The organism is Pseudomonas sp. 7SR1 (genome assembly GCF_900156465.1).
Classification (GTDB): Bacteria; Pseudomonadota; Gammaproteobacteria; order Pseudomonadales; family Pseudomonadaceae; genus Aquipseudomonas.
In genome coordinates this window covers 99228-121329 of record NZ_LT707064.1, presented here as the reverse complement: position 1 = coordinate 121329, position 22102 = coordinate 99228, and the positions used below count along the sequence as shown (strand labels likewise).

Genomic DNA, 22102 nt, shown 5'->3' with positions numbered 1-22102 from the left:
TCAATCCCCTCGCCACGGGAGCTGTGTTGCCTGGGATATCGTCAGATGTCCCAGATCAGGTTCACTGCGAAATTGCGTCCGGGCGCGGTCAGGCGATCGAGGTTGGCGGGGCTCAGCACCGCGGCCTCGCCGACGCTGTCGTAGCCGCGCACGTCATCCCACAGCCAGTACTTCTTGTCGGTAAGGTTGTAGAGCCCGCCACTGACGGTGACGTCGTCGGTCACTTTGTAGAACCCGGTCAGGTCGAGGATGCCGAAGCCTGGGGTCTTGAACTGGCTGCTGACGCCATCGGGGGAGTTGAAGTTGCTGTCGTCGACGCGGTTCTTCTTCCGGACCAGGGTCCAACTGAGCAGGGTGCCGTAACCGTCCTGGTCATAACCAAGGCCGAACACCCCGGTCAGTGGGTTGACGCTGTTGATCGGCTGGCCGGTATCGTCGTTGCGACCATAGGCATAGGCCACCGAGCCCTGGGTATACAGGCCCTGCGGCGCGCCGAACACGTCCAGGTCCAGGCGCCCCTTGACCTCGGCGCCCTTGATGGTGGCGTGCTTGATGTTATTGCTCTGGAAGGTCAGCTGGTCCGCCCCGGGCGTGATCGCGTCTTCGTTGATGAAATCGCGATACTTGTTGTAGAACACTGCCACATCGAAGGAGCCGGCATCGAAACGCCCCCGCAGGCCGGTCTCGTAGCTCTTGCTTTTTTCCGGTTCCAGGTCGGGGTTGGGTTCCACGCTATAGCCGGCACCGGGGTTGTCGAAGCGCCCGTACAGGGCCTTGGCGGTCGGGGTTCGGAACCCTTCGGCGTACTGGCCGTACCAGGTGTACTGATCGGTGAACGCGTAGGTCAGGCCGAACTTGGGCGAAACGCGATGCCAGGTCTTGTTGCTGTCACTGACTTCGCCGCCGCTGGTGGGGTCGACGGTGTTGAGGAATTCCTCGGTGAGGTGCGGCTTGAGTCGGGTGTGGTCGTAGCGCAGGCCCGGGGTGAAGGTCCACTTTTCCCAGCTGATCTGGTCCTGGGCGAACAGACTGTAGGTATTGATGGTCGGGTCCGGGAAATCGCTGGCTTTTGCCAGCACGTCACGGGTACTGATGGCACCGACGGTCGGGCAGCCCACGCCGACCGCCAGGCAGACGCCATTGCCGCTACGCGAACCGGTCACCTTCTGCTGCTTGAGGGTGGTGCCGTAGGTCAGCGCGTGGTCGGTCTCGGCGATGCTGAAGGCTTTTTCCAGCTGCGCGTCGAATACCCACTGTTTTTCTTCATAGAGGGTATCCCGGGTGCGTAGCACCTGGCGGGTGATGGGGAAATAGAACTCGGCGGTGCTCTGGTCGGTCTTGGCGACCTGGTGGTTCAGGCTCCACTTCACGCGGTCGGCCAGCAGGCTGTCGAGGGCGAAGCTGTGTTCCAGGCCGAAGCGCTCGCGACTGATGGTGTCGTTGCCGGTGCGCCACTGGTACATGCCACCGGGCAGCACGGCGGGAGGAATGGCCGGCTGGCCATTGGCATACGGGCCGCCATAGGCGCTTTTCAGATCGCTGTCGCGGTCATCCTTGTACTTCTCGTAGACCAGCCCCAGGCGCGCATCATCGTCATAGTTCCAGCCCAGCTTGGCCAGGACGTTGTGGGTGCGTACATCCTCCGGGTTGGCCGCGGTGCGGTCCAGGCCGGTGCCATTGTGGCTGCCATAGGATTCGGTTTCGTGGCCGTCGCGCTGGCTGTAGTGCAGCAGGCCATCGAATGCGCCGCTGCGGCCGGCGACGGTGGCGGACTTGAGCCAGCTCTCGTCGGCGGAGCTGTAGCCGGTTTTCAGCCGGGCGCCGACGTCGCTGCCGGGCTTGATGATGTCGTCCGGGTCCAGGGTGAAGTAACTGACGGCACCGCCGATGGCATTGCTGCCGTACAGCACCGAGGCCGGGCCGCGCAGGATCTCCACGCGCTTGACGATTTCCGGGTCGACATAGTTGCGCTGGGTCTTGGCATAGGGGCCGTTGAAGAAACTGTCGGGTATTTCCACACCATCGACCTGGGTCAGGATCCGGTTGCCGTCGATGCCGCGGATGTTATAGCCACTGATGCCGCCCCGCTGGCCGGCACCCCCCGCCGAGACACCGGGTTCGTAACGCACCAGGTCCTTGAGGGTGTTGACGTTGTTGCGGTCCAGGGCCTGGCGGTCATGGGCCGTGACGGTGCTGGGCACGCTGGCGATGGCTTGTTCCTGGCGGGTGGCGCTGATAGTCACCTGTTGCAGGTTCAGTACGCTGCCGGCGCTGCTCTTTTCCAGAACCACGTTGTTGCTGCCCAGTTTGCGATAGCTCAGGTTGGTCCCCACCAACAGGCGCTCGAGGGCTTTTTCCGGCGATAGCGAACCGTTCACGCCGGGCGAGGCGACCCCGTCGGCCAGTTCGGCCGGCAGGCCCACCTGCCATCCAGTGACTGCGGTAAAGGCATTCAGGGCAGAGACCAGCGGTTGCTGGGTGATGGCGAAGGTGTAGTCGCCCATGTTGTGAGTCGACGAACGCGTGGCGGTGGCGGCCAGGGCGGCCGGGACGCTGCCGGCCATCAGGATGGCGGCGGTCAGCAGTGACAACGTGCGGGTAGGGGCAAGGAACCGGCAAGTAAGGCGAGAGGACATCGATAGCGCTCCGTGTCGCATCTGTTATAGGTGCAGATCGGCATCTGTAGATGCGAATCAATTGCATTGGCTATAACGAGACGAACCAGCTCACGCTATCGAGTAAAAATAATGCTCGTTCAGTTGAGAATGACCAGGGCCGGGAACTCCTGGACCCGCGCCGAGGTGATATGGGCCAGCGAGCGCACCACGTCCAGCGGCTGGTCGAGGCGGTAGTTGCCGGTCACCGCGATGTGGGCCAACTGCTCGTTGCGATTGATGATCCAGCCGGGGTAATAGCGTTGCAGTTCGGCCAGTACCTGGTCCAGCGGTCGATTTTCGAACACCAGCCGGCCCTGGACCCACGCCAGGTCGGTGCTGGCATCGAGCCTTGCCGGGCGATCGAAGCCGTTGGGGCCGATGCGAATGCTTTCTCCGGCCGAGAGCCGGACACGCGTGTCGTTGCGGTTGGCCCGCAGGTCCACATCGCCGCGCTGCACCTGGACCTGCGCCACGCCGTCGAGGTAGCGCACGGCGAACGTGGTGTCGCTGACACTGGCGGTAACCGGGCCGGCTTCGATTTCCAGCGGCAGGTTGCGATCGCCGGGGACCTCGAAGAACGCTTCGCCCTTGTACAGCCGGGCCATGTGTCGCTGTTCATTGAACGTGCTGGAGAAGGCCGAATCGGTGTTGAGCAGGACCCTGGAGCCGTCCTCCAGTTGCAGGCGCTGGCGCTCGCCGACCACGGTCAGGTGGTCGGCCTGCAAGTGCAGGGGCAAGTCGCTGAAGTTGAACAGGCCCAGGAACAGCACGGCGGCGGTGGCCAGCGGTTTCCAATGGGCACGCAGGCGTGACAGCGCCGTGGCTTTCGGCGCCGCCTGGAGCTGCCGGGCACTTTCCAGTACCTGCGGGCCGTTCCAGATGGTCTGGGCCCTGACGAACGCTTCGCCATGACGCGGGTCGGCCGCCAGCCAGGCCTGGAACTGCCGGGTCTGCTCCTGGCTGGGGTTGTCCAGCAGGATCAGCCAGTCCAGCGCCTGCTCCATGGCATGGGCGGTGTCTGTGGCTGGAGCTGGCCCGGGGGCGCGATGGGTGTCCGTCACGGTGCTTCCTCGGCGGTGTCTATGCACTGCTGTTCGTATCAGGCTTGAGGGCGGCAAGATTAGCAGGGCCGCCGGCCAACGCAATCGGCGGCGGCCTCGAATGGAAAGTTCCTACAGGCTCAGTCGGCGTCGAGACGTTCAGCCACGCCGATACAGATTGCCATGATCAACTTCAGTTCCTTTTGCACCGTACTCGGCGAGACACCCAGGCGCTCGGCGATCTCTTGATAAGCGTGACCTTGCAGGCGGCTGAGCATGAAGATCTGTTGTTGGCGTGGGCTCAAGGCCTGCAGGCTGACGTTGAGGCGTTCGAGCATGCGTCCGGCATGGGCGGCGTCTTCGGCGCTGCTCTGGGGGGCCACCACATTGTTCACGACGTCTACCGGGACGTCCTCCAGCAATGTCCGCGACTGGATACGCCGGGCGCGCAGATGATCCAGTGCCAGGTTGCGCGCGGTCTGGAAGACGAAGGGTTCAAGATGATCGACCGTACGCTCGTTCAGGGCACGGGTCACGCGCAGGTACGTTTCCTGAAGCAGGTCTTCGGCAGTGCTGGGGTTGTTGACCATACGTTCAAGGGTGCGCAGCAGCGGTGTACGCTGGGCGAGGAAGACGTGGTGAAAGCGCGATTGACTCACGGCAGGGCTCGATCCGATTTGAGTAGATGATAATGATTATTATCTACTTGGCAGGTCAAGCCTTGATTTCGTGACCCTACCGATCCCATGCCCCCGTCCCCTGCGGGAGCGAGCTGCGCGCGATGCCGTTCGGCCAGGTCGCATCATTGTCGATTGACCCTGACCCATCGCTATCGCGTGCAAGCTCGTCTCTACAAGCTCGCCGCTACACAAAAGCTGGACTGAGCGTGTGGATCACTCCGCGTTGCACAGCGCCAGGCAGTTATCCAGCATGCGGTTGGAGAAGCCCCACTCGTTGTCATACCAGGCCAGTACCTTGAGCAGCTTGCCGCTGACCTTGGTGTGGTTGGCGTCGAAGATCGACGACAGCGGGTTGTGGTTGAAGTCACTGGAAACCAGGGGCAGGGTGTTATAGCCCAGGATCTTCGAATGCTGGCTGGCCTGGCGCAGCAGCGCATTGACTTCGTCGGCCGAGGTCTCGCGCTTGAGCTGCACGGTCAGGTCCACCAGGGAAACGTTGATCACCGGCACGCGCACGGCCATGCCGGTCAGCTTGCCTGCCAGTTCCGGCAGCACCAGGCCCACCGCCTCGGCGGCGCCGGTCTTGCTCGGGATCATGTTCTGGGTGGCGGAACGGGCGCGATACGGGTCGCTGTGGTAGACGTCCGTCAGGTTCTGGTCGTTGGTGTAGGCATGGATGGTGGTCATCAGGCCGCTTTCGATGCCCAGCTCGCGGTGCAGCACCTGGGCCACCGGGGCCAGGCAGTTGGTGGTGCAAGAGGCGTTGGAAATGACCTGGTGGGACTGGCGCAGAATGTCGTGGTTCACGCCATACACCACGGTGGCGTCGGCCCCCTTGGCCGGAGCCGAGATGATCACCTTGCGGGCGCCGGCGCTGATATGCGCGGCGGCCTTGGCGCGGTCGGTGAACAGCCCGGTGCATTCGAAGACCACGTCGATCTTCTCGGCGGCCCAGGGCAGGTCGGCTGGATTGCGGATGGCGCTGACCGAGATGCGGTCGCCATTGACCGTCAGGCTTTCGTGATCGTGCTGGACATCGGCATCGAACGTGCCGTGGACGGTGTCGAACTTGAGCAGATGAGCATTGATCGCACTGTCACCCAGGTCGTTGATGGCGACGATCTGCAAGTCGCGACGATAGCCTTGGGTATAAAGTGCACGGAGGACGTTGCGGCCGATGCGGCCAAAACCATTGATTGCGATTCGAAGAGTCATTAACTGCGCCGCCGTCGATTTGTTGTTGGAATTACAAGATTATTCGCATAAAAATAGAAAACAAGCCTTTTTGATGGCAATATTTTGTTTTATCTACAACGAGTGACCTGCATCAACTGGTCCGAATGGTCGACAAGCCGCCTGCCGCCCCCTGTGGGCGGGGCTTTTGACCAGCATAGACAATCAGGTCGCCATACCCGTTAGCCTGGAGTTCTACACATGCATCCCCGCGTACTTGAGGTCACCGAACGGCTTATCGCCCGCAGCCGCGCCACGCGTCAGGCTTACCTTGCACTGATTCGCGGCGCCGCCAGCGACGGGCCGATGCGCGGTAAATTGCAGTGCGCCAATTTCGCCCACGGCGTCGCCGGTTGCGGCAGCGAAGACAAGCACCACCTGCGGATGATGAACGCCGCCAACATCGCCATCGTGTCTTCCTATAACGACATGCTGTCGGCCCACCAGCCTTACGAAACCTTTCCGGAACAGATCAAGAAAGCCCTGCGCGAAATCGGCTCGGTCGGCCAGTTCGCCGGCGGTACTCCCGCCATGTGCGATGGCGTGACCCAGGGCGAGGCGGGGATGGAGCTGAGCCTGCCGAGCCGCGAAGTGATCGCCCTGTCCACGGCCGTGGCGCTGTCCCACAACATGTTCGACGGCGCGCTGATGCTCGGCATCTGCGACAAGATCGTCCCGGGCCTGATGATGGGCGCGTTGCGCTTCGGTCACTTGCCGACGATCTTCGTGCCCGGCGGGCCGATGGTCTCGGGCATTTCCAACAAGGAAAAGGCTGACGTTCGCCAGCGCTACGCCGAGGGCAAGGCCACTCGCGAAGAGCTGCTGGAATCGGAGATGAAGTCCTATCACAGCCCCGGTACCTGCACCTTCTACGGCACCGCCAACACCAACCAGTTGCTCATGGAAGTGATGGGCCTGCACCTGCCGGGCGCTTCGTTCGTCAACCCGAACACCCCGCTGCGCGATGCCCTGACCCGCGAGGCGGCCTACCAGGTGACGCGCCTGACCAAGCAGAGCGGCAACTTCATGCCCATCGGCGAAATCGTCGACGAGCGGGCGCTGGTCAACTCCATCGTCGCGCTGCACGCCACTGGCGGCTCCACCAACCACACGCTGCACATGCCAGCCATCGCCATGGCGGCCGGGATCCAGTTGACCTGGCAGGACATGGCCGACCTCTCCGAGGTGGTGCCGACCCTCAGCCACGTCTACCCGAACGGCAAGGCCGACATCAACCACTTCCAGGCGGCGGGTGGCATGTCCTTCCTGATTCGCGAACTGCTGGAAGCCGGTCTGCTGCATGAGGACGTCAACACCGTGCTCGGCCATGGCCTGAGCCGCTATACCCAGGAGCCGTTCCTCGAAGACGGCGAGCTGGTATGGCGCGACGGCCCGACTGAAAGCCTCGACGAAAACATCCTGCGCCCGGTGGCCCGGGCATTCTCTGCCGAGGGTGGCCTGCGAGTCATGGAGGGCAATCTGGGGCGCGGGGTGATGAAGGTCTCGGCCGTGGCCCTGGAAAACCAGATCGTCGAAGCGCCGGCCATGGTGTTCCAGGATCAGCAGGACCTGGCCGATGCGTTCAAGGCCGGTCTGCTGGAGAAGGATTTCGTCGCAGTCATGCGCTTCCAGGGGCCTCGCTCCAATGGCATGCCGGAGCTGCACAAGATGACGCCGTTCCTCGGCGTGCTGCAGGATCGCGGCTTCAAGGTGGCGTTGGTGACGGACGGTCGCATGTCCGGCGCGTCGGGGAAAATCCCGGCGGCGATTCATGTCAGCCCCGAAGCTTATGTCGGTGGTCCGTTGGCCCGGGTGCAGGAGGGCGATATCATCCGCGTGGACGGCGTCAAAGGCACCTTGGAACTGAAGGTGGACGCCGAGGAATTCGCCGCGCGCGAACCGGCCAAGGGCCTGTTGGGCAACAACATCGGTACCGGTCGCGAGCTGTTCGGCTTCATGCGCATGGCCTTCAGCTCGGCAGAGCAGGGCGCCAGCGCCTTCACTTCTGCCCTGGAGACGCTTAATTGAAACTGGCTTTGGTCGGTGACATCGGTGGGACCAACGCACGTTTCGCGTTGTGGAAGAACCACAACCTGGAGAATATCCAGGTGCTGGCGACGGCGGACTACGCCTGCCCCGAAGATGCCATCAAGGTTTACCTGAGCGGCATGGGCATGGAGCCGGGCGCCATTGGCTCGGTGTGCCTCTCCGTGGCGGGGCCGGTGAGCGGCGATGAGTTTCGCTTCACCAACAACCATTGGCGCTTGAGCAATCTGGCGTTCTGCCGGACCTTGCAGGTGGAGCAACTGCTGCTGGTCAACGACTTTTCGGCCATGGCCCTGGGCATGACCTGCCTGCGTCCCGGCGAATATCGGGTCGTCTGCCAGGGCACTCCCGAGCCGATGCGTCCGGCGGTGGTGATCGGGCCGGGCACCGGGCTGGGTGTCGGTACGCTGCTGAACCTGGGCGAGGGGCGCTTCGCGGCCTTGCCGGGTGAGGGCGGTCATGTCGACCTGCCGATGAGCAGTCCGCGGGAAACCCAGCTGTGGCAACACATCTACAACGAGATCGGCCACGTCAGCGCCGAGACCGCCCTGAGTGGCAGTGGCTTGCCCAGGGTGTACCGGGCGATCTGCGCGGTGGACGGCCACGTGCCGGTACTCGACACCCCGGAATCCATCACCGCCGCCGGCCTGGCCGGCGACCCCATCGCCCTGGAAGTGCTCGAGCAGTTCTGTCGCTGGTTGGGGCGCGTGGCGGGTAACAATGTGTTGACGGTGGGAGGGCGAGGCGGTGTCTACATCGTCGGTGGTGTGGTCCCGCGGTTTGCCGATTTTTTCATCGAGAGCGGTTTCGCCCGTTGTTTCGCCGACAAGGGCTGCATGAGCGATTACTTCAAGGGTATCCCGGTCTGGCTGGTAACGGCGCCGTATCCCGGGCTCATGGGCGCGGGTGTGGCGTTGGAGCAATCTGCACAAGCTTGAAGTTCGAACCGCGTACCTTGTGGGAGCGAGCTTGCTCGCGATAGCGGTGTAACAGTCAACTCAAGGATGACTGACACTCCGTTATCGCGAGCAAGCTCGCTCCCGCAGTGTGTCTGTAGTCCTCATCCATCAGGCATAATCCGCCCCAATCCAAACAACAAGGACGAGGCCCGTGAGTTCAGTGAACAAATCGATTTTGTTGGTCGACGACGACCAGGAGATTCGCGAGCTGCTGGACACCTACCTCAGTCGTGCGGGTTTTCAGGTGCGCACCACCCCGGATGGCGCCGGGTTTCGCCAGGCGTTCAACGAAGCGCCGAGCGACCTGGTGATCCTCGATGTGATGCTGCCCGACGAGGACGGCTTCAGCCTGTGTCGTTGGGTTCGCCAGCACCCGCGCCAGGCGCACGTGCCGATCATCATGCTGACCGCCAGCTCCGACGAAGCCGACCGGGTCATCGGCCTGGAACTGGGGGCCGACGACTACCTGGGCAAGCCCTTCAGCCCCCGGGAACTCCAGGCCCGCATCAAGGCCCTGCTGCGCCGGGCCCAGTTCGGCCAGGAACGCTCCGGCGGCGAAGTGCTGGCCTTCGACGAGTGGCGGCTGGATATGATCAGCCACCGCCTGTTTCACGCCGATGGCGAAGAAGTCATCCTGTCCGGCGCCGACTTCGCCCTGCTCAAGCTGTTCCTCGATCATCCCCAGGAAATCCTCGACCGCGACACCATCGGCAACGCCACCCGTGGCCGAGAATTGATGCCCCTGGACCGGATCGTCGACATGGCGGTCAGTCGCCTGCGCCAACGCTTGCGCGATACGGAAAAACCGCCGCGGCTGATCCGTACGGTGCGCGGCAGCGGCTATCAGTTGGCGGCCAATGTGGTTGCCTGCAATGGGCACTGACTGGATCAGGAAGATCGCCCAGCGGGTGCCGGTGCCACGTTCGTTGCTGGGACGGATGTTGCTGCTCACGCTGTTGGTGGTGTTGTTCGCCCAGACCTTGTCCAGCCTGATCTGGGTATCGCAACTGCGTGCCACCCAGCTCGAGGGCCTGGTGACCAGTGCCCGCAGCCTCGCCCATTCAATGACCGCCAGTGTCAGCTACCTGCGTTCGCTGCCGGTGGCCTATCGGCCGCTGGTGCTGGATCAACTGCGCAGCATGGGCGGCACGCGGTTCGTCGTGACCCTCAACGACAAGCCCCTGGGCATGGATGTGCTCCCGAACACGCCGCGTAAACTGGCGGTGCTCAAGGCGGTGGATGAGGTATTGCGCCGCTCCCTGGGCAATAACGCCGACATCTCCGTCAAGTTTGTCAGCCCCGAGGACCTGCGGATCTTCAACGGCGGCCTCAAGCTCGATGAGTTGCCCCGTTCATGGGCTCATTACGCCCTGACCCTGGAGCCGGTGAACCCGCCTGTCCTGGTCACGCAGATCCAGATGGCGCCGGGCGAATGGTTGTACATCGCCTCGCTGCTGCCCGAACCCTATACCAGTCTCGAAGAGCAGGACCTGCCCAAGCAGCAGGTCGGCTTCATCGTGCTGACCAGCTCCCTGCTGTTGCTGTTCATCGGTTTGCTGGTGCATTGGCAGAGCCGGCCGCTCAAGCGTCTGGCCCGGGCGGCGCGGGACATGTCGCTGGGCGCCGAGGTGGAGCCCGTGGCCGAGGGTGGGGGCAGCGAAGTGGTGGAAGTGGGGCGGGCCTTCAATGCGATGCGCGAACGGATCAGCCGCTACCTGACCGAGCGCAGCCAGTTGTTCAGCGCGATTTCCCATGACCTGCGCACGCCCATTACCCGCTTGCGGCTGCGGGTCGAGCTGTTGGAAGACGAGAACCTGCAGGCCAAGTTCGGCCGCGACCTGGACGAGCTGGAACTGCTGGTCAAAGGCGCCCTGCAATGCGTCAAGGACACGGATATCCACGAGAACATCGAGCCGGTGGACCTCAACCATGTGCTCGACTGCCTGGTGGAGCCTTACCTGGCACCCAACGGCAATGGTCGCGTCACCCAGGATGGCCGGGCACTGGCGCCTTATCCGGGCAAGCCGCTGGCCCTCAAGCGCTGCATCGGCAACCTGATCGACAATGCCTTGAAATACGGGCAGAACGCTCATTTGCATATCGATGACGACGAAACCGCGTTCATCCTGCACGTCGACGACGAAGGCCCGGGTGTGCCGGAGCAGCGCCTTGAGCAAGTCTTCGAGCCGCATTTCCGCCTGGCCGGACAGCAGCAGGGCTACGGCCTGGGCCTGGGCATCGCCCGCAACATCGCCCATAGCCATGGCGGCGAAGTCAGCCTGCAGAACCTGCGCGAAGGCGGGTTGCGGGTGACCTTGCAGTTGCCTCGCAGTGTGGATTGATCGGGCCGCGTAATCGTTACATCGCAAGCGAGCTCGCTCCCATCCTGGGTCTTCGGTGTTCACAAAACCCCTGTGGGAGCGAGCTTGCTCGCGATGGCGCCAGTCGTCTCGATCCATCTCTCCCGGTCAAATGTCACAAGTCGGTGACATAACTCGTCCCTTTCGTTACCTGGCCCATCCCCTCCCTTGTTTAGACTCCCTGCGTTAAAACAACAAAAAAGGTACTGCGATGGACACCTTCCACCCGGCCTTCAGCAGTTGGCTGAATGCTCCTGCCCACCAGCAATGGCTTGCCGCCGAAGGCTTGCGGCTGCTGGCGTTCGCCAGGGCCTCGAAGTTGCCGGACGGCTTCGGCAATCTCGACGAGGTAGGCAGCCTGCCGGCTGACGCGCGGGCCGAAACCATGAACACCGCTCGCATGACCCATAGCTTCGCCATGGCACATATCCAGGGCCTGCCCGGTTTCGCCGAATTGGTGGACCATGGGATCCAGGCCCTCAGCGGCCCGCTGCGCGACGCCGAGCACGGTGGTTGGTTCGCGGTGGCCAATCCGGATGACAACGACACGGGCAAAGCCGCCTACCTGCATGCCTTCGTTGCCCTGGCCGCCAGTTCCGCTGCAGTAGCCCAGCGCCCCGGTGCCCAGGCCTTGCTCAAGGAGGCGGTGCGGGTCATCGACGAACATTTCTGGTGTGAAGAAGAGGGGGCCTTGCGCGAGTCCTTCAACCGCGACTGGCGTGAAGAGGAAGCCTATCGCGGCGCCAACAGCAACATGCACGCCACGGAGGCTTTCCTGGCCCTGGCCGATGCCACGGACGACCCGCGCTGGCTGGCCCGCGCGCTGCGGATCGTCGAACGCGTCATCCACGGCCATGCGGCCGCCAACGATTACATGGTCGTGGAGCATTTCGATCGCGACTGGCAACCGCTGCGCGAATACAACCACGACAATCCCGCCGACGGTTTCCGCCCCTATGGCACTACTCCCGGCCATGGTTTCGAATGGGCGCGCCTGCTGCTGCACCTCGAGGCCGCGCGTGTACGGATCGGCATGCTGACGCCGGGCTGGCTGGTCCAGGATGCGCAAAGACTCTTCGAGCACAATTGCCGTCATGGTTGGGATGTCGATGGTGCCCCCGGCATCGTCTACACCCTGGACTGGGACAACCGCGCCGTGGTCCGTCATCGCCTGCACTGGGTGCATGCCGAAGCGGCAGCGGCGGCCAGCGCCTTGCTCAAGCGCACCGACGAAGCGCAATACGAGACCTGGTACCGACGTTTCTGGGAGTTCTGTGACAAGCATTTCATCGACCGCTGCAACGGCAGCTGGCATCACGAACTCGACCCGCAGAACCGTCCCAGCGCCGACATCTGGCCGGGCAAGCCGGACCTTTATCATGCCTGGCAGGCCGTGCTGATACCGCGCCTGCCGCTGGCACCCAGCATGGCATCGGCCCTGGCGCGGTTGTCCGCGCCGGTGCCTGTGTAACCATGTCGTGACATACGCGCGTCCCTTCGTTACCTGCGAAGGGATTGCCCCTGATTAGAATCCATGCAGCGCAAGCACCAGACTTGCATGCATAACAAAAAGAAAGGTACTTCTAGATGAATGCGATTTCTCGCCTCGCTACTGTCATTTCTCTTGCTTCCCTGCTTCCCGTCGCAGCATTCCCCGTCAGCACCCTGGCCGCCGAATCGAAAGGTTCCGTGGAAGTCGTTCACTGGTGGACGTCGGGTGGTGAAAAAGCCGCGGTCGATGTGCTCAAGGCCCAGGTAGAAAAAGACGGCTTTACCTGGAAGGACGGCGCTGTCGCCGGTGGCGGCGGTTCCACCGCCATGACCGTACTCAAGAGCCGCGCCGTGGCCGGCAACCCTCCGGGCGTAGCCCAGATCAAGGGCCCGGACATCCAGGAATGGGCGACCACCGGCCTGCTCGATACCGATGTCCTGAAGGACGTCGCCAAGCAGGAGAAGTGGGACAGCCTGCTGGACAAGAAAGTCTCCGACACCGTGAAGTACGACGGTGACTACGTCGCCGTGCCGGTGAACATCCACCGCGTCAACTGGCTGTGGATCAACCCGGAAGTCTTCAAGAAAGCCGGCATCACCAAGAACCCGACCACCCTCGAAGAGTTCTACGCCGCCGGTGACAAGCTCAAGGCCGCGGGCTTCATTCCCCTGGCCCACGGCGGCCAGCCTTGGCAGGACAGCACCGTGTTCGAAGCCGTGGTGCTCTCGGTCATGGGAGCCGATGGCTACAAGAAGGCACTGGTCGACCTGGACAACAAGGCGCTGACCGGTCCGGAAATGATCAAGGCACTGACCGAGCTGAAGAAAGTCGCGACCTACATGGACGCCGATGGCAAGGGGCAGGACTGGAACCTGGAAGCGGCCAAGGTCATCAACGGCAAGGCCGGCATGCAGATCATGGGTGACTGGGCCAAGAGCGAATGGACCGCGGCCAAGAAAGTCGCCGGCAAGGACTACGAGTGCGTAGCCTTCCCGGGCACCGACAAGGCCTTCACCTACAACATCGACTCCCTCGCGGTGTTCAAGCAGAAAGACGAAGGCACCGCGGCCGGTCAGCAGGACATCGCCAAGGTCGTCCTGGGTGAAAACTTCCAGAAGGTCTTCAGCATCAACAAGGGTTCGATCCCGGTGCGTAACGACATGCTGGCCGACATGGCCAAGTACGGTTTCGACTCCTGTGCCCAGACCGCCGCCAAGGACTTCCTGGCAGACGCCAAGAATGGCGGCCTGCAGCCAAGCATGGCGCACAACATGGCGACCACGCTGGCGGTACAGGGGGCGTTCTTCGACGTAGTGACCAACTACATCAACGACCCGAAAGCCGACCCGGCCGATGCTGCGAAGAAGCTTGGCGCGGCGGTTCAGTCGGCCAAGTAACTGCGCCGCGGTCCCTTGTGGGAACGGGCCTTTGTGGTGAGAGGATTTAGCGAAACGTTGCACCGCCCCGATGGGTCGCACAGCGGCCTCGAAAAAGTTGCCATGTCGGAGTATTGGAAACACCGCATGCAATGGCTTTGCGGCTGCTTCGCAGCCGATCGGGGATAAATCCCCTCGCCACAGAACTCGCCCCACAAGGAAATGTTTGTAGTCTTTCTCTGTTTTGGATTTTCCCCATGAGTTCTGTTGCTGTGTTCAGCAAGGCCTCGCCATTCGATGCATTGCAGCGCTGGCTACCGAAACTGGTACTGGCGCCGAGCATGTTCATCGTGCTGGTGGGGTTCTATGGCTACATCTTGTGGACGTTCGTTCTGTCGTTCACCACTTCTACCTTCCTGCCAACCTACAAGTGGGCGGGCCTGGCTCAATACGCACGGCTGTGGGACAACGACCGCTGGTGGGTGGCGAGCAAGAACCTCGCGGTCTTCGGCGGCATGTTCATCGGCATCACCCTGGTGATCGGCGTGTTGCTGGCGGTGTTCCTCGACCAGCGCATCCGTCGCGAAGGTTTCATCCGCACCATTTACCTGTACCCGATGGCGCTCTCCATGATCGTCACCGGTACTGCCTGGAAATGGTTGCTCAACCCGGGCATGGGCCTGGACAAACTGCTGCGTGACTGGGGCTGGGAAGGCTTTCGCCTGGACTGGCTGATCGATCCGGATCGCGTGGTCTATTGCCTGGTCATCGCTGCCGTCTGGCAGGCCTCGGGCTTCATCATGGCGATGTTCCTGGCCGGCCTGCGAGGTGTCGATCAGTCGATCATTCGCGCTGCCCAGATCGATGGCGCGAGCATGCCGCGCATCTACTGGAAAGTGGTGCTGCCCAGCCTGCGTCCGGTGTTCTTCAGTGCCGTGATGATCCTGGCGCACATCGCGATCAAGAGTTTCGACCTGGTGGCGGCGATGACGGCCGGTGGTCCGGGTTACTCGTCCGACCTGCCTGCCATGTTCATGTATTCCTTCACCTTCAGTCGTGGCCAGATGGGCATGGGCTCGGCCAGTGCGATCCTGATGCTCGGCGCGATCCTCGCGATCATCGTGCCTTACCTGTATTCCGAGCTGAGGACCAAGCGTCATGACTAGTCTCGCCGCCAAACCTGCCATCAGCTTCAGCCGCATCGCGATCTACGCGGTACTGATCCTGGCCGTGCTGCTTTACCTGGTGCCGCTGGTGGTCATGCTGTTGACCAGCTTCAAGACGCCCGAAGACATCAGCACCGGTAACCTGTTGAGCTGGCCTGCCGAGGTCAGCGGCATCGGCTGGGTCAAGGCCTGGGCCACGGTGAACGGGTATTTCTGGAACTCGATCATGATCACTGTCCCGGCGGTGCTGATCTCCACCGCCATCGGTGCGCTGAACGGCTACGTGCTGTCGATGTGGCGCTTCCGCGGGTCGCAGCTGTTCTTCGGCCTGCTGCTGTTCGGCTGCTTCCTGCCGTTCCAGACCGTGCTGCTGCCGGCCTCGTTCACCCTCGGCAAGATGGGCCTGGCCAGCACCACCACCGGCCTGGTGTTCGTGCACGTGGTGTACGGCCTGGCATTCACCACGCTGTTCTTCCGCAACTACTACGTCAGCATTCCCGATGCGCTGGTGAAGGCGGCGCGCCTGGACGGGGCGGGCTTCTTCACCATCTTCCGGCGGATCATCCTGCCGATGTCGACTCCGATCATCATGGTCTGCCTGATCTGGCAGTTCACGCAGATCTGGAACGACTTCCTGTTCGGCGTGGTGTTCTCCAGCGGCGATTCGCAGCCCATCACGGTGGCGCTGAACAACCTGGTCAACACCAGCACCGGGGCCAAGGAATATAACGTTGATATGGCGGCGGCGATGATCGCCGGGCTGCCGACCCTGCTGGTCTATGTGGTCGCAGGCAAGTATTTCGTGCGCGGGCTGACGGCCGGCGCGGTCAAGGGGTAATCATGGCAACGCTTGAACTTCGCAATGTAAACAAGACTTACGGCGCCGGCCTGCCCGACACCTTGAAGAACATCGAACTGTCCATCAAGGATGGTGAGTTCCTGATTCTCGTAGGGCCTTCGGGTTGCGGCAAGTCGACCTTGATGAACTGCATCGCCGGCCTGGAAACCATCACCGGTGGCGCGATCATGATCGGCGACCAGGACGTCAGCGGCATGAGTCCCAAGGATCGCGACATCGCGATGGTGTTCCAGTCCTACGCGCTGTACCCGACCATGAGCGTGCGGGAGAACATCGAGTTCGGCCTGAAGATCCGCAAGATGCCGCAATCGGCCATCGACGAGGAGGTCTCTCGCGTCGCCAAGTTGCTGCAGATCGAACATCTGCTCAACCGTAAGCCCGGCCAGCTCTCCGGTGGCCAGCAACAGCGGGTGGCCATGGGCCGGGCGCTGGCGCGGCGGCCAAAGATCTACCTGTTCGACGAACCGCTGTCCAACCTCGACGCCAAGCTGCGGGTCGAGATGCGCACCGAAATGAAACTGATGCATCAGCGCCTCAAGACCACCACCGTCTACGTGACCCACGACCAGATCGAGGCCATGACCCTGGGCGACAAAGTGGCGGTGATGAAGGACGGGATCATCCAGCAGTTCGGCACCCCGAAGGACATCTACAACAACCCGGCCAACCTGTTCGTGGCCAGTTTCATCGGTTCGCCACCGATGAACTTCATCCCCCTGCGCCTGCAGCGCAAGGATGGCCGCCTGCTGGCGCTGCTCGACAGCGGCCAGGCCCGGTGCGAGCTGCCGCTGGGGATGCAGGACGCCGGCCTGGAGGATCGGGAAGTGATCCTCGGCCTGCGTCCGGAGCAGATTGCATTGGCCGGCACCGAGCCCAACGGCTTGCCGACCATTCGCGCCGAAGTCCAGGTCACCGAGCCCACCGGCCCGGACACCCTGGTGTTCGTCAACCTCAACGACACCAAGGTCTGCTGCCGCCTGGCACCGGACGTCGCGCCACAGCCGGGGGAAAACCTGACGCTGCAATTCGATCCATCGAAAGTGCTGCTGTTCGATGCCCAGTCCGGCGAACGCCTGGGCGTGGCCGCCCAGCCGCAGGCCGATGCCCGGACCGCCAACGTGGCGCAGTTCAAGGGGCGATGAGGCATCAAGGTGGGAGGGGCTTGTTCGTGAGGGCGGTGGGTCAGTTGCCTGAGCTGTTGAATGGCATGCCGTCATCGTGGGCCGGGCCTTTCCCACAGGGATATGTGGCGGGCGGGAAACCGTCGGCCGCAATTGTTGTAAACCGCGTTAGATAAAAACAGTTAATAACAATAAAGACGAGGAATGTAGGGATGAAAAAGAAGAATAACGCCCAGCTTATCTGCCAGCTATCAGCCGTTGCGGCGATGATGCTGGCCGGTAGCGCCCAGGCTGCCGAGGCGTTCAGCGCCGATTCGAAGTGGATGACGGGTGACTGGGGCGGCGAGCGGACCCGGCTGCTCGAGCAAGGTATCGATATCAAGGCCGATTACGTCGGTGAAATGGGCGCCAATCTCCATGGCGGCTACAACGACGACAAGACCGCGCGCTGGTCGGGCCAGTTTGGCCTGGGCGTGGCGCTGGATCTTGAAAAGCTGGCAGGCTGGGACGACACGGAAGCCAAGATCCAATTCACTCGCCGGGACGGTCGCAACATTTCCAACGACCGTATCGGTGATCCACGTGCCGGTACCCTCAGTTCTTCCCAGGAAGTCTGGGGTCGTGGGCAAACCACCCGTCTGACCCAGTTGTGGATCAAGCAGAAATACTTCGACAGCAAACTGGACGTCAAGGCCGGTTACTACGGCGTGGGTGAAGACTTCAACACCTTCCCCTGCGAGTTCCAGAACCTGGCGTTCTGCGGTTCGCAAGCAGGCAACTGGGCGACCAACATCTGGTACAACTGGCCAATCATGCAGGCGGCCATCCGGTTCAAGTACAACATCACGCCTGAGCTTTATGCACAGATCGGCGCCTACAACCAGAACCCTTCGCAACTGGAAAACAACAACCGCTACAAGCTCAGCGGCAGTGGCACTGAAGGTACCCTGATTCCGGTGGAGTTGGTCTGGACGCCTAAACTCAATAACCTGCCAGGCGAATACCGCGTGGGTTACTACAAGAGCACGGCCAAGGCCGACGATGTGCGCGAGGACGAAAACGGCAACGATGCCGCCACCACCGGTCTCGCCTATCGCAGCCACAGCAGCAAGCACGGCTACTGGCTCGTGGTGCAGCAGCAGCTCACCACCCACAACGGCGATGCTTCCCGCGGTCTGAACATCGCGGCCAACGCGACTTTCCACGACAAGGACACCAACGTCGTCGACAACTACCAGTCGCTGATGTTCGTGTACAAGGGGCCATTCGACGCGCGTCCGAAAGATGACGTCGGCATCGGCTTCGCTCGTATCCATGTCAACGATGACGTGAAGAAAAACGCCGAGCTGACCAACGTGGCCAACGGTGTCAGCGACTACGACGATCCGCTGTTCTCGCCGTTGCGCAACACCGAATACAACTATGAAATCAACTACGGCTTCCATGTCACCAACTGGCTGACCGTGCGTCCCAACCTGCAATACGTCACTCACCCGGGCGGTGTTGATGAAGTCGATAACGCGCTGGTGGCCGGCCTGAAAATTCAGTCGGTGTTCTAACGTTGTTGCGATAAGCTCCTCTCTATGTGCGCATATTTGCGGACGGCCAAGGCTGTCCGCTTTTTTTTGCGCAGCATGGTCAACGCGCAACCTGGGTCAGGGGATTTAGCGAAACGTCGCATCGCCCGCTGGGGCGCGCAGCGGCCCTGCAACAGGCACCTCGGTATTTTGGTTGACTGCTTTGGGACTGCTCCGAGTCCAGTGGGGTAGAGGCTTTGCCACAAAAACTGTCGCATCAATTGTGAGTTCAATGATTTCCAGGATCGCGGCATATGCATGAGCATCCGCTACAACGCTTCTTCACATCCTTGCGCGAGCGGCCGGTGTTTGCGTGGGAACGCTATCGGCAGCGCGACGTGCTGGTGATCGACCACCCGTTGTGTCAGGCGGTGTTCAGTCGCCAGGGGGCGCAATTGCTGCACTTCCAGCCGCGTGGGCAAAAGCCCTGGTTGTGGTGTGCGGCCAAGTGGCCCCATGTCGGGGCGATACGCGGAGGGGTGCCGGTGTGCTGGCCGTGGTATGGCCGTCATCCGAGCGCGAATGCCTGGCCGTCCCACGGCTGGGCGCGGTTGATCGACTGGAAACTGTTGGACAGCCGCAGTGACGACGACGGTGTGCACCTGCATTGGCAGTTACGGTTGTGTGATTGGCAAGTGGACCTGCATGCAGACCTGGGCGAACGCATGGAGCTGCGCCTGAGCACCGAGCACCAGGACAGCCTGCCTTGCCAGTTGAGCCAGGCGTTGCACGCCTATTGGCGTATTGGCGACGTGGGTGAGGTAGCGCTGTCTGGGCTCGAAGGCGCTCAAGGTTATGATCATCTGAACCGTGCGGCCTGCCGACAGGAAGGCGAGTTGCGGGTCGAGGGGGGCTGCCAGCGGGTGTTCCAGCACGGGGGAGAGTTGCAGCTCAAGGACCATGCCTGGCAGCGTGAGCTGTGCATCGATACCGGCGACAGCGCCGATACCGTGGTGTGGCATCCCGGCGCCCGACCGTTGCTGGGGGTGAGCTGGGACGAGGTCAATGAGTTCGTCTGCGTCGAAGCAGCCAGTGGCGGCACCGACAGCCTGTGCCTGGCGCCGGGGGAGCGGGCGCATTTGAGTTTGCAGGCTTGGGTGGGGGCTTGATGCAGGGGGCAGGGTGGTGGGTGAGGCTGCTGGCCCCATGGCGAGCAAGCTCGCTCCCACACTGGACCTTCACATTCACAAGACCCTGGTGGGAGCGAGCTTGAACTGGTCAAGTAATTCTGGACACCAGTTAAGGTTTCACGCCGCCAGTTTCTCCATAGCTACCGGCGACCGGTAGTCGTTGTAGCTATGGAGCCTGACGTTGTTGTAACGCATCACATAACGTTGTATATCCACACGAGCTTCGTGCTCCGAGTTGTAACCATTCTCTGGCACCCACTCCGACTTCAAGCTTCCAAAAAAACGCTCCATTGGGGCGTTGTCCCAGCATTCACCTTTACGACTCATGCTGTGCACAAGCCCGTGCCTATTTATTTCATTCCTGAATTTATGGCTGGTGTACTGGCAGCCTTGATCAGAATGAAACAGCACTCCCTTTGGGCGGCCTCGCAACTCGACCGCCATCCGCAGTGCCTCGCAAGTCAGCGCGGCGTCAGAAATCAACGAGAAAGACCAGCCCACGATCCGGCGAGCGTACAAATCCAGAACAGCCGCAAAATACAGCCACCGATTGCCGACCTTGATGTACGTCACATCGCCACACCACACCTGGTTGATCGCCGTGACATCAAACTTGCGTTTGAGCAGGTGCGGCGTCACCAGGGCTTCCACACCGGAAGATTTGTACTTGTGCCGTCGACGCTGCCGACTCGCAACACCGGCTTCACGCATCAAACTGCGAGCCATATGTCGCCCGACACGATGCCCCTTTGCTTGCAGCTCCTTGGAAAGGGTGCGAGCCCCCGCGGATGCTCTGGATTCCTTGTGATGCTCGACCAGCACGGCTTTAAGTTTCTCCCGCTCAGGCTTCACCTTGCCTTGGCGCTGCCGCCAAGCGTAAAAGCTGCTGCGGTTGACTCCAAACGCCCGACAGCAATTGTTAACGCCGTACTGCTCGTCCAGCTCATCGATCAACGAGAATGATCTTTGGAGTCCAAAAGCAGGAGAGCACTGGCCTTTTTTAGGATTTCAATGTCCAGGTCTTTTTGCCTGAGCAACGCTTTGAGCTGCTGAATCTCTCGCTGATCGGCGGTAATCGCCTTGGCCCCTTGCGGGGTTGAGCCCAAGCGTTCTTGACGCACCTGATCGACCCAACGGCGCAAGGCCGTTGGGCCAATATCCAAACTGGCACAGACCTCTGGGACCGACTGGCCCTCGTCCAGCACCAAGCTGGCAGCCTTGAGCTTGAATTCCCTGGAATAAGATTTACGCATAGCCAAACACCTCAGATTTGAGCGCCATCATAGCGCCCGATTGAAGTGTCCAAAATCATTAGGCCAGTTCAGCTTGCTCGCGATGACGGCCTGTCAGGCAGTAAGGCTCTCAGGCTCGGTCAGTTGAACTCATCCCCCACCGGATACCGGCTGGCATTCAGGCTTTCCTTGATCTTGCGCAGATGCGGCTGGAAATCCACGCCCCGGCGCAGAGTCATGCCCGTGGCGAGCACGTCCAGCACGGTGAGCTGGATGATCCGCGAGGTCATCGGCATGTAGATGTCGGTGTCTTCGGGCAGCGGGATGTTCAGGCTCAGGGTGCTGGCCTTGGCCAGGGGCGAGTTCTCGGCGGTCAGGCCCAGCACCGATGCGCCGTTTTCCCGGGCGATGCGGGCGACTTCCACCAGTTCGCGGGTGCGGCCAGTGTAGGAAATGATCACGAACAGCTCGCCGGTGTGGGCTACTGAAGCGATCATGCGCTGCATCAGCACATCGGCATGGGCGGTGACCGCCAGGTTGAAGCGGAAAAACTTGTGCTGGGCGTCCAGTGCCACCGGGGCCGATGCGCCGAGGCCGAAGAAGTGGATCTGCCGGGCCTGGATCAACAGGTCCACGGCCCGGCTGATCAAATTTGGATCGAGTGCCTGGCAGGCGCTGTCCAACGAGGCGATGGCACTGCCAAAGATCTTCTGGGTATAGGCTTGCGGATTGTCGTCGGCCTCTACCGCACGACTGACGTATGCGGCGCCGCTGGCCAGGCTCTGGGCCAGTTGCAGCTTCAGTTCAGGGTAGCCGCTGACGCCGAATGAACGGCAGAAGCGGTTGACGGTTGGTTCGCTGACCGACGCGGCCTGGGCGAGGGCGGCGATGCTGAAACGGGTGGCCTGCTGTGGGTTGAGCAGGATCACCTCGGCCACCTTGCGCTCAGCCTTGTTGAGGTCTTCAAGGCGACTCTGGATCTGCTCCAGTAGATTTCGCACGCGGTCCATAAAAGATTCCTAGAAAGACGGGTCTTTGAAACGACCCTTTGCAGTGGCCTATCCTACTGTTGGCTCCGACGGACCACCACTCGGAATCGATATTTTCGGAAAATGTTGTGGTTATTACTACATTTTTCCTTGAGTGATGCCTTGAAAAAAGGTATTTGTAGCCT

General features: G+C 61.8%; 18 protein-coding genes. 11 read left to right on the top strand and 7 right to left on the bottom strand.

The window, feature by feature from the left end:
* Positions 1-41: 41 nt before the first annotated feature.
* From BW992_RS00565 to gap, 4 genes are all read right to left on the bottom strand, one after another.
* A complete protein-coding gene (locus BW992_RS00565; RefSeq protein ID WP_076405283.1) occupies positions 42-2636 on the bottom strand; it encodes a TonB-dependent receptor in 2595 nt (864 codons plus the stop codon).
* A 119-nt stretch (positions 2637-2755) separates the two neighbouring features.
* On the bottom strand, positions 2756-3718 hold the full coding sequence (locus BW992_RS00560; RefSeq protein ID WP_072459502.1) for a FecR family protein: 963 nt from the start codon (positions 3716-3718) through the stop codon (positions 2756-2758).
* A gap of 119 nt (positions 3719-3837) precedes the next feature.
* Positions 3838-4356: an RNA polymerase sigma factor gene (locus tag BW992_RS00555; RefSeq protein ID WP_072432136.1), complete on the bottom strand. Its 519-nt coding sequence runs from the start codon at positions 4354-4356 to the stop codon at positions 3838-3840.
* Positions 4357-4590: 234 nt separating this feature from the next.
* On the bottom strand, positions 4591-5592 hold the full coding sequence (gene gap, locus BW992_RS00550) for a type I glyceraldehyde-3-phosphate dehydrogenase (RefSeq protein ID WP_072398885.1): 1002 nt from the start codon (positions 5590-5592) through the stop codon (positions 4591-4593).
* Between the two features lie 219 nt (positions 5593-5811).
* Here gap and edd point away from each other — a divergent pair, with 219 nt between their 5' ends.
* The 11 genes from edd (at position 5812) to BW992_RS00495 (ending at position 19675) form a co-directional block, all read left to right on the top strand.
* Entirely contained in the window at positions 5812-7638 is a 1827-nt protein-coding gene (gene edd, locus BW992_RS00545) for a phosphogluconate dehydratase (protein WP_072398884.1), read from the top strand.
* The gene (locus tag BW992_RS00540; RefSeq protein ID WP_072398883.1) at positions 7635-8594 is read left to right on the top strand and encodes a glucokinase; all 960 of its coding nucleotides are present in this window, start codon (positions 7635-7637) and stop codon (positions 8592-8594) included. Before edd ends, BW992_RS00540 begins: the two co-directional genes overlap by 4 nt.
* A 172-nt stretch (positions 8595-8766) precedes the next feature.
* Positions 8767-9498: a response regulator gene (locus BW992_RS00535; protein ID WP_072398882.1), complete on the top strand. Its 732-nt coding sequence runs from the start codon at positions 8767-8769 to the stop codon at positions 9496-9498.
* A complete protein-coding gene (locus tag BW992_RS00530) occupies positions 9488-10957 on the top strand; it encodes an ATP-binding protein (RefSeq protein ID WP_072398881.1) in 1470 nt (489 codons plus the stop codon). The genes BW992_RS00535 and BW992_RS00530 overlap by 11 nt, the downstream gene beginning before the upstream one ends.
* Positions 10958-11186: 229 nt before the next feature.
* Positions 11187-12446, top strand: a complete 1260-nt coding sequence (locus BW992_RS00525) for a D-mannose isomerase (protein ID WP_076405281.1) — start codon at positions 11187-11189, stop codon at positions 12444-12446.
* Positions 12447-12562: 116 nt separating this feature from the next.
* The gene (locus BW992_RS00520; RefSeq protein ID WP_072398879.1) at positions 12563-13864 is read left to right on the top strand and encodes an ABC transporter substrate-binding protein; all 1302 of its coding nucleotides are present in this window, start codon (positions 12563-12565) and stop codon (positions 13862-13864) included.
* A gap of 236 nt (positions 13865-14100) precedes the next feature.
* A complete protein-coding gene (locus BW992_RS00515; protein WP_072459500.1) occupies positions 14101-15009 on the top strand; it encodes a carbohydrate ABC transporter permease in 909 nt (302 codons plus the stop codon).
* Positions 15002-15847 carry a carbohydrate ABC transporter permease gene (locus tag BW992_RS00510; protein WP_072398877.1) on the top strand — a complete coding sequence of 282 codons (846 nt, stop codon included), beginning with the start codon at positions 15002-15004 and terminating at the stop codon, positions 15845-15847. The genes BW992_RS00515 and BW992_RS00510 overlap by 8 nt, the downstream gene beginning before the upstream one ends.
* Before the next feature lie 2 nt (positions 15848-15849).
* Entirely contained in the window at positions 15850-17010 is a 1161-nt protein-coding gene (locus tag BW992_RS00505; RefSeq protein ID WP_072398876.1) for an ABC transporter ATP-binding protein, read from the top strand.
* Between the two features lie 191 nt (positions 17011-17201).
* Positions 17202-18548, top strand: coding sequence for a carbohydrate porin (locus BW992_RS00500; protein ID WP_072398875.1), 1347 nt, complete (start codon positions 17202-17204; stop codon positions 18546-18548).
* A 272-nt stretch (positions 18549-18820) separates the two neighbouring features.
* Positions 18821-19675 carry a D-hexose-6-phosphate mutarotase gene (locus BW992_RS00495; protein WP_076405279.1) on the top strand — a complete coding sequence of 285 codons (855 nt, stop codon included), beginning with the start codon at positions 18821-18823 and terminating at the stop codon, positions 19673-19675.
* 138 nt (positions 19676-19813) lie between these two features.
* Here the strand turns inward: BW992_RS00495 and BW992_RS00490 are convergent, their stop codons facing one another.
* The 3 genes from BW992_RS00490 to BW992_RS00480 all read right to left on the bottom strand — a co-directional run bounded on the left by BW992_RS00490 (position 19814) and on the right by BW992_RS00480 (position 21929).
* The gene (locus BW992_RS00490; RefSeq protein ID WP_076405277.1) at positions 19814-20650 is read right to left on the bottom strand and encodes an IS3 family transposase; all 837 of its coding nucleotides are present in this window, start codon (positions 20648-20650) and stop codon (positions 19814-19816) included.
* Positions 20647-20949, bottom strand: a complete 303-nt coding sequence (locus BW992_RS27405) for a transposase (protein WP_076405275.1) — start codon at positions 20947-20949, stop codon at positions 20647-20649. The genes BW992_RS00490 and BW992_RS27405 overlap by 4 nt, the downstream gene beginning before the upstream one ends.
* 119 nt (positions 20950-21068) lie before the next feature.
* Positions 21069-21929: a MurR/RpiR family transcriptional regulator gene (locus BW992_RS00480; protein WP_172679636.1), complete on the bottom strand. Its 861-nt coding sequence runs from the start codon at positions 21927-21929 to the stop codon at positions 21069-21071.
* Positions 21930-22102: the final 173 nt, after the last annotated feature.

Coding starts and splice junctions, on each gene's coding strand:
- BW992_RS00565 (WP_076405283.1), bottom strand. CDS start 2,636: ATGTCCTCTCGCCTTACTTGCCGGTTCCTTGCCCCTACCCGCACGTTG.
- gap (WP_072398885.1), bottom strand. CDS start 5,592: ATGACTCTTCGAATCGCAATCAATGGTTTTGGCCGCATCGGCCGCAAC.
- edd (WP_072398884.1), top strand. CDS start 5,812: ATGCATCCCCGCGTACTTGAGGTCACCGAACGGCTTATCGCCCGCAGC.
- BW992_RS00530 (WP_072398881.1), top strand. CDS start 9,488: ATGGGCACTGACTGGATCAGGAAGATCGCCCAGCGGGTGCCGGTGCCA.
- BW992_RS00525 (WP_076405281.1), top strand. CDS start 11,187: ATGGACACCTTCCACCCGGCCTTCAGCAGTTGGCTGAATGCTCCTGCC.
- BW992_RS00520 (WP_072398879.1), top strand. CDS start 12,563: ATGAATGCGATTTCTCGCCTCGCTACTGTCATTTCTCTTGCTTCCCTG.
- BW992_RS00515 (WP_072459500.1), top strand. CDS start 14,101: ATGAGTTCTGTTGCTGTGTTCAGCAAGGCCTCGCCATTCGATGCATTG.
- BW992_RS00510 (WP_072398877.1), top strand. CDS start 15,002: ATGACTAGTCTCGCCGCCAAACCTGCCATCAGCTTCAGCCGCATCGCG.
- BW992_RS00505 (WP_072398876.1), top strand. CDS start 15,850: ATGGCAACGCTTGAACTTCGCAATGTAAACAAGACTTACGGCGCCGGC.
- BW992_RS00500 (WP_072398875.1), top strand. CDS start 17,202: ATGAAAAAGAAGAATAACGCCCAGCTTATCTGCCAGCTATCAGCCGTT.
- BW992_RS00495 (WP_076405279.1), top strand. CDS start 18,821: ATGCATGAGCATCCGCTACAACGCTTCTTCACATCCTTGCGCGAGCGG.
- BW992_RS27405 (WP_076405275.1), bottom strand. CDS start 20,949: ATGCGTAAATCTTATTCCAGGGAATTCAAGCTCAAGGCTGCCAGCTTG.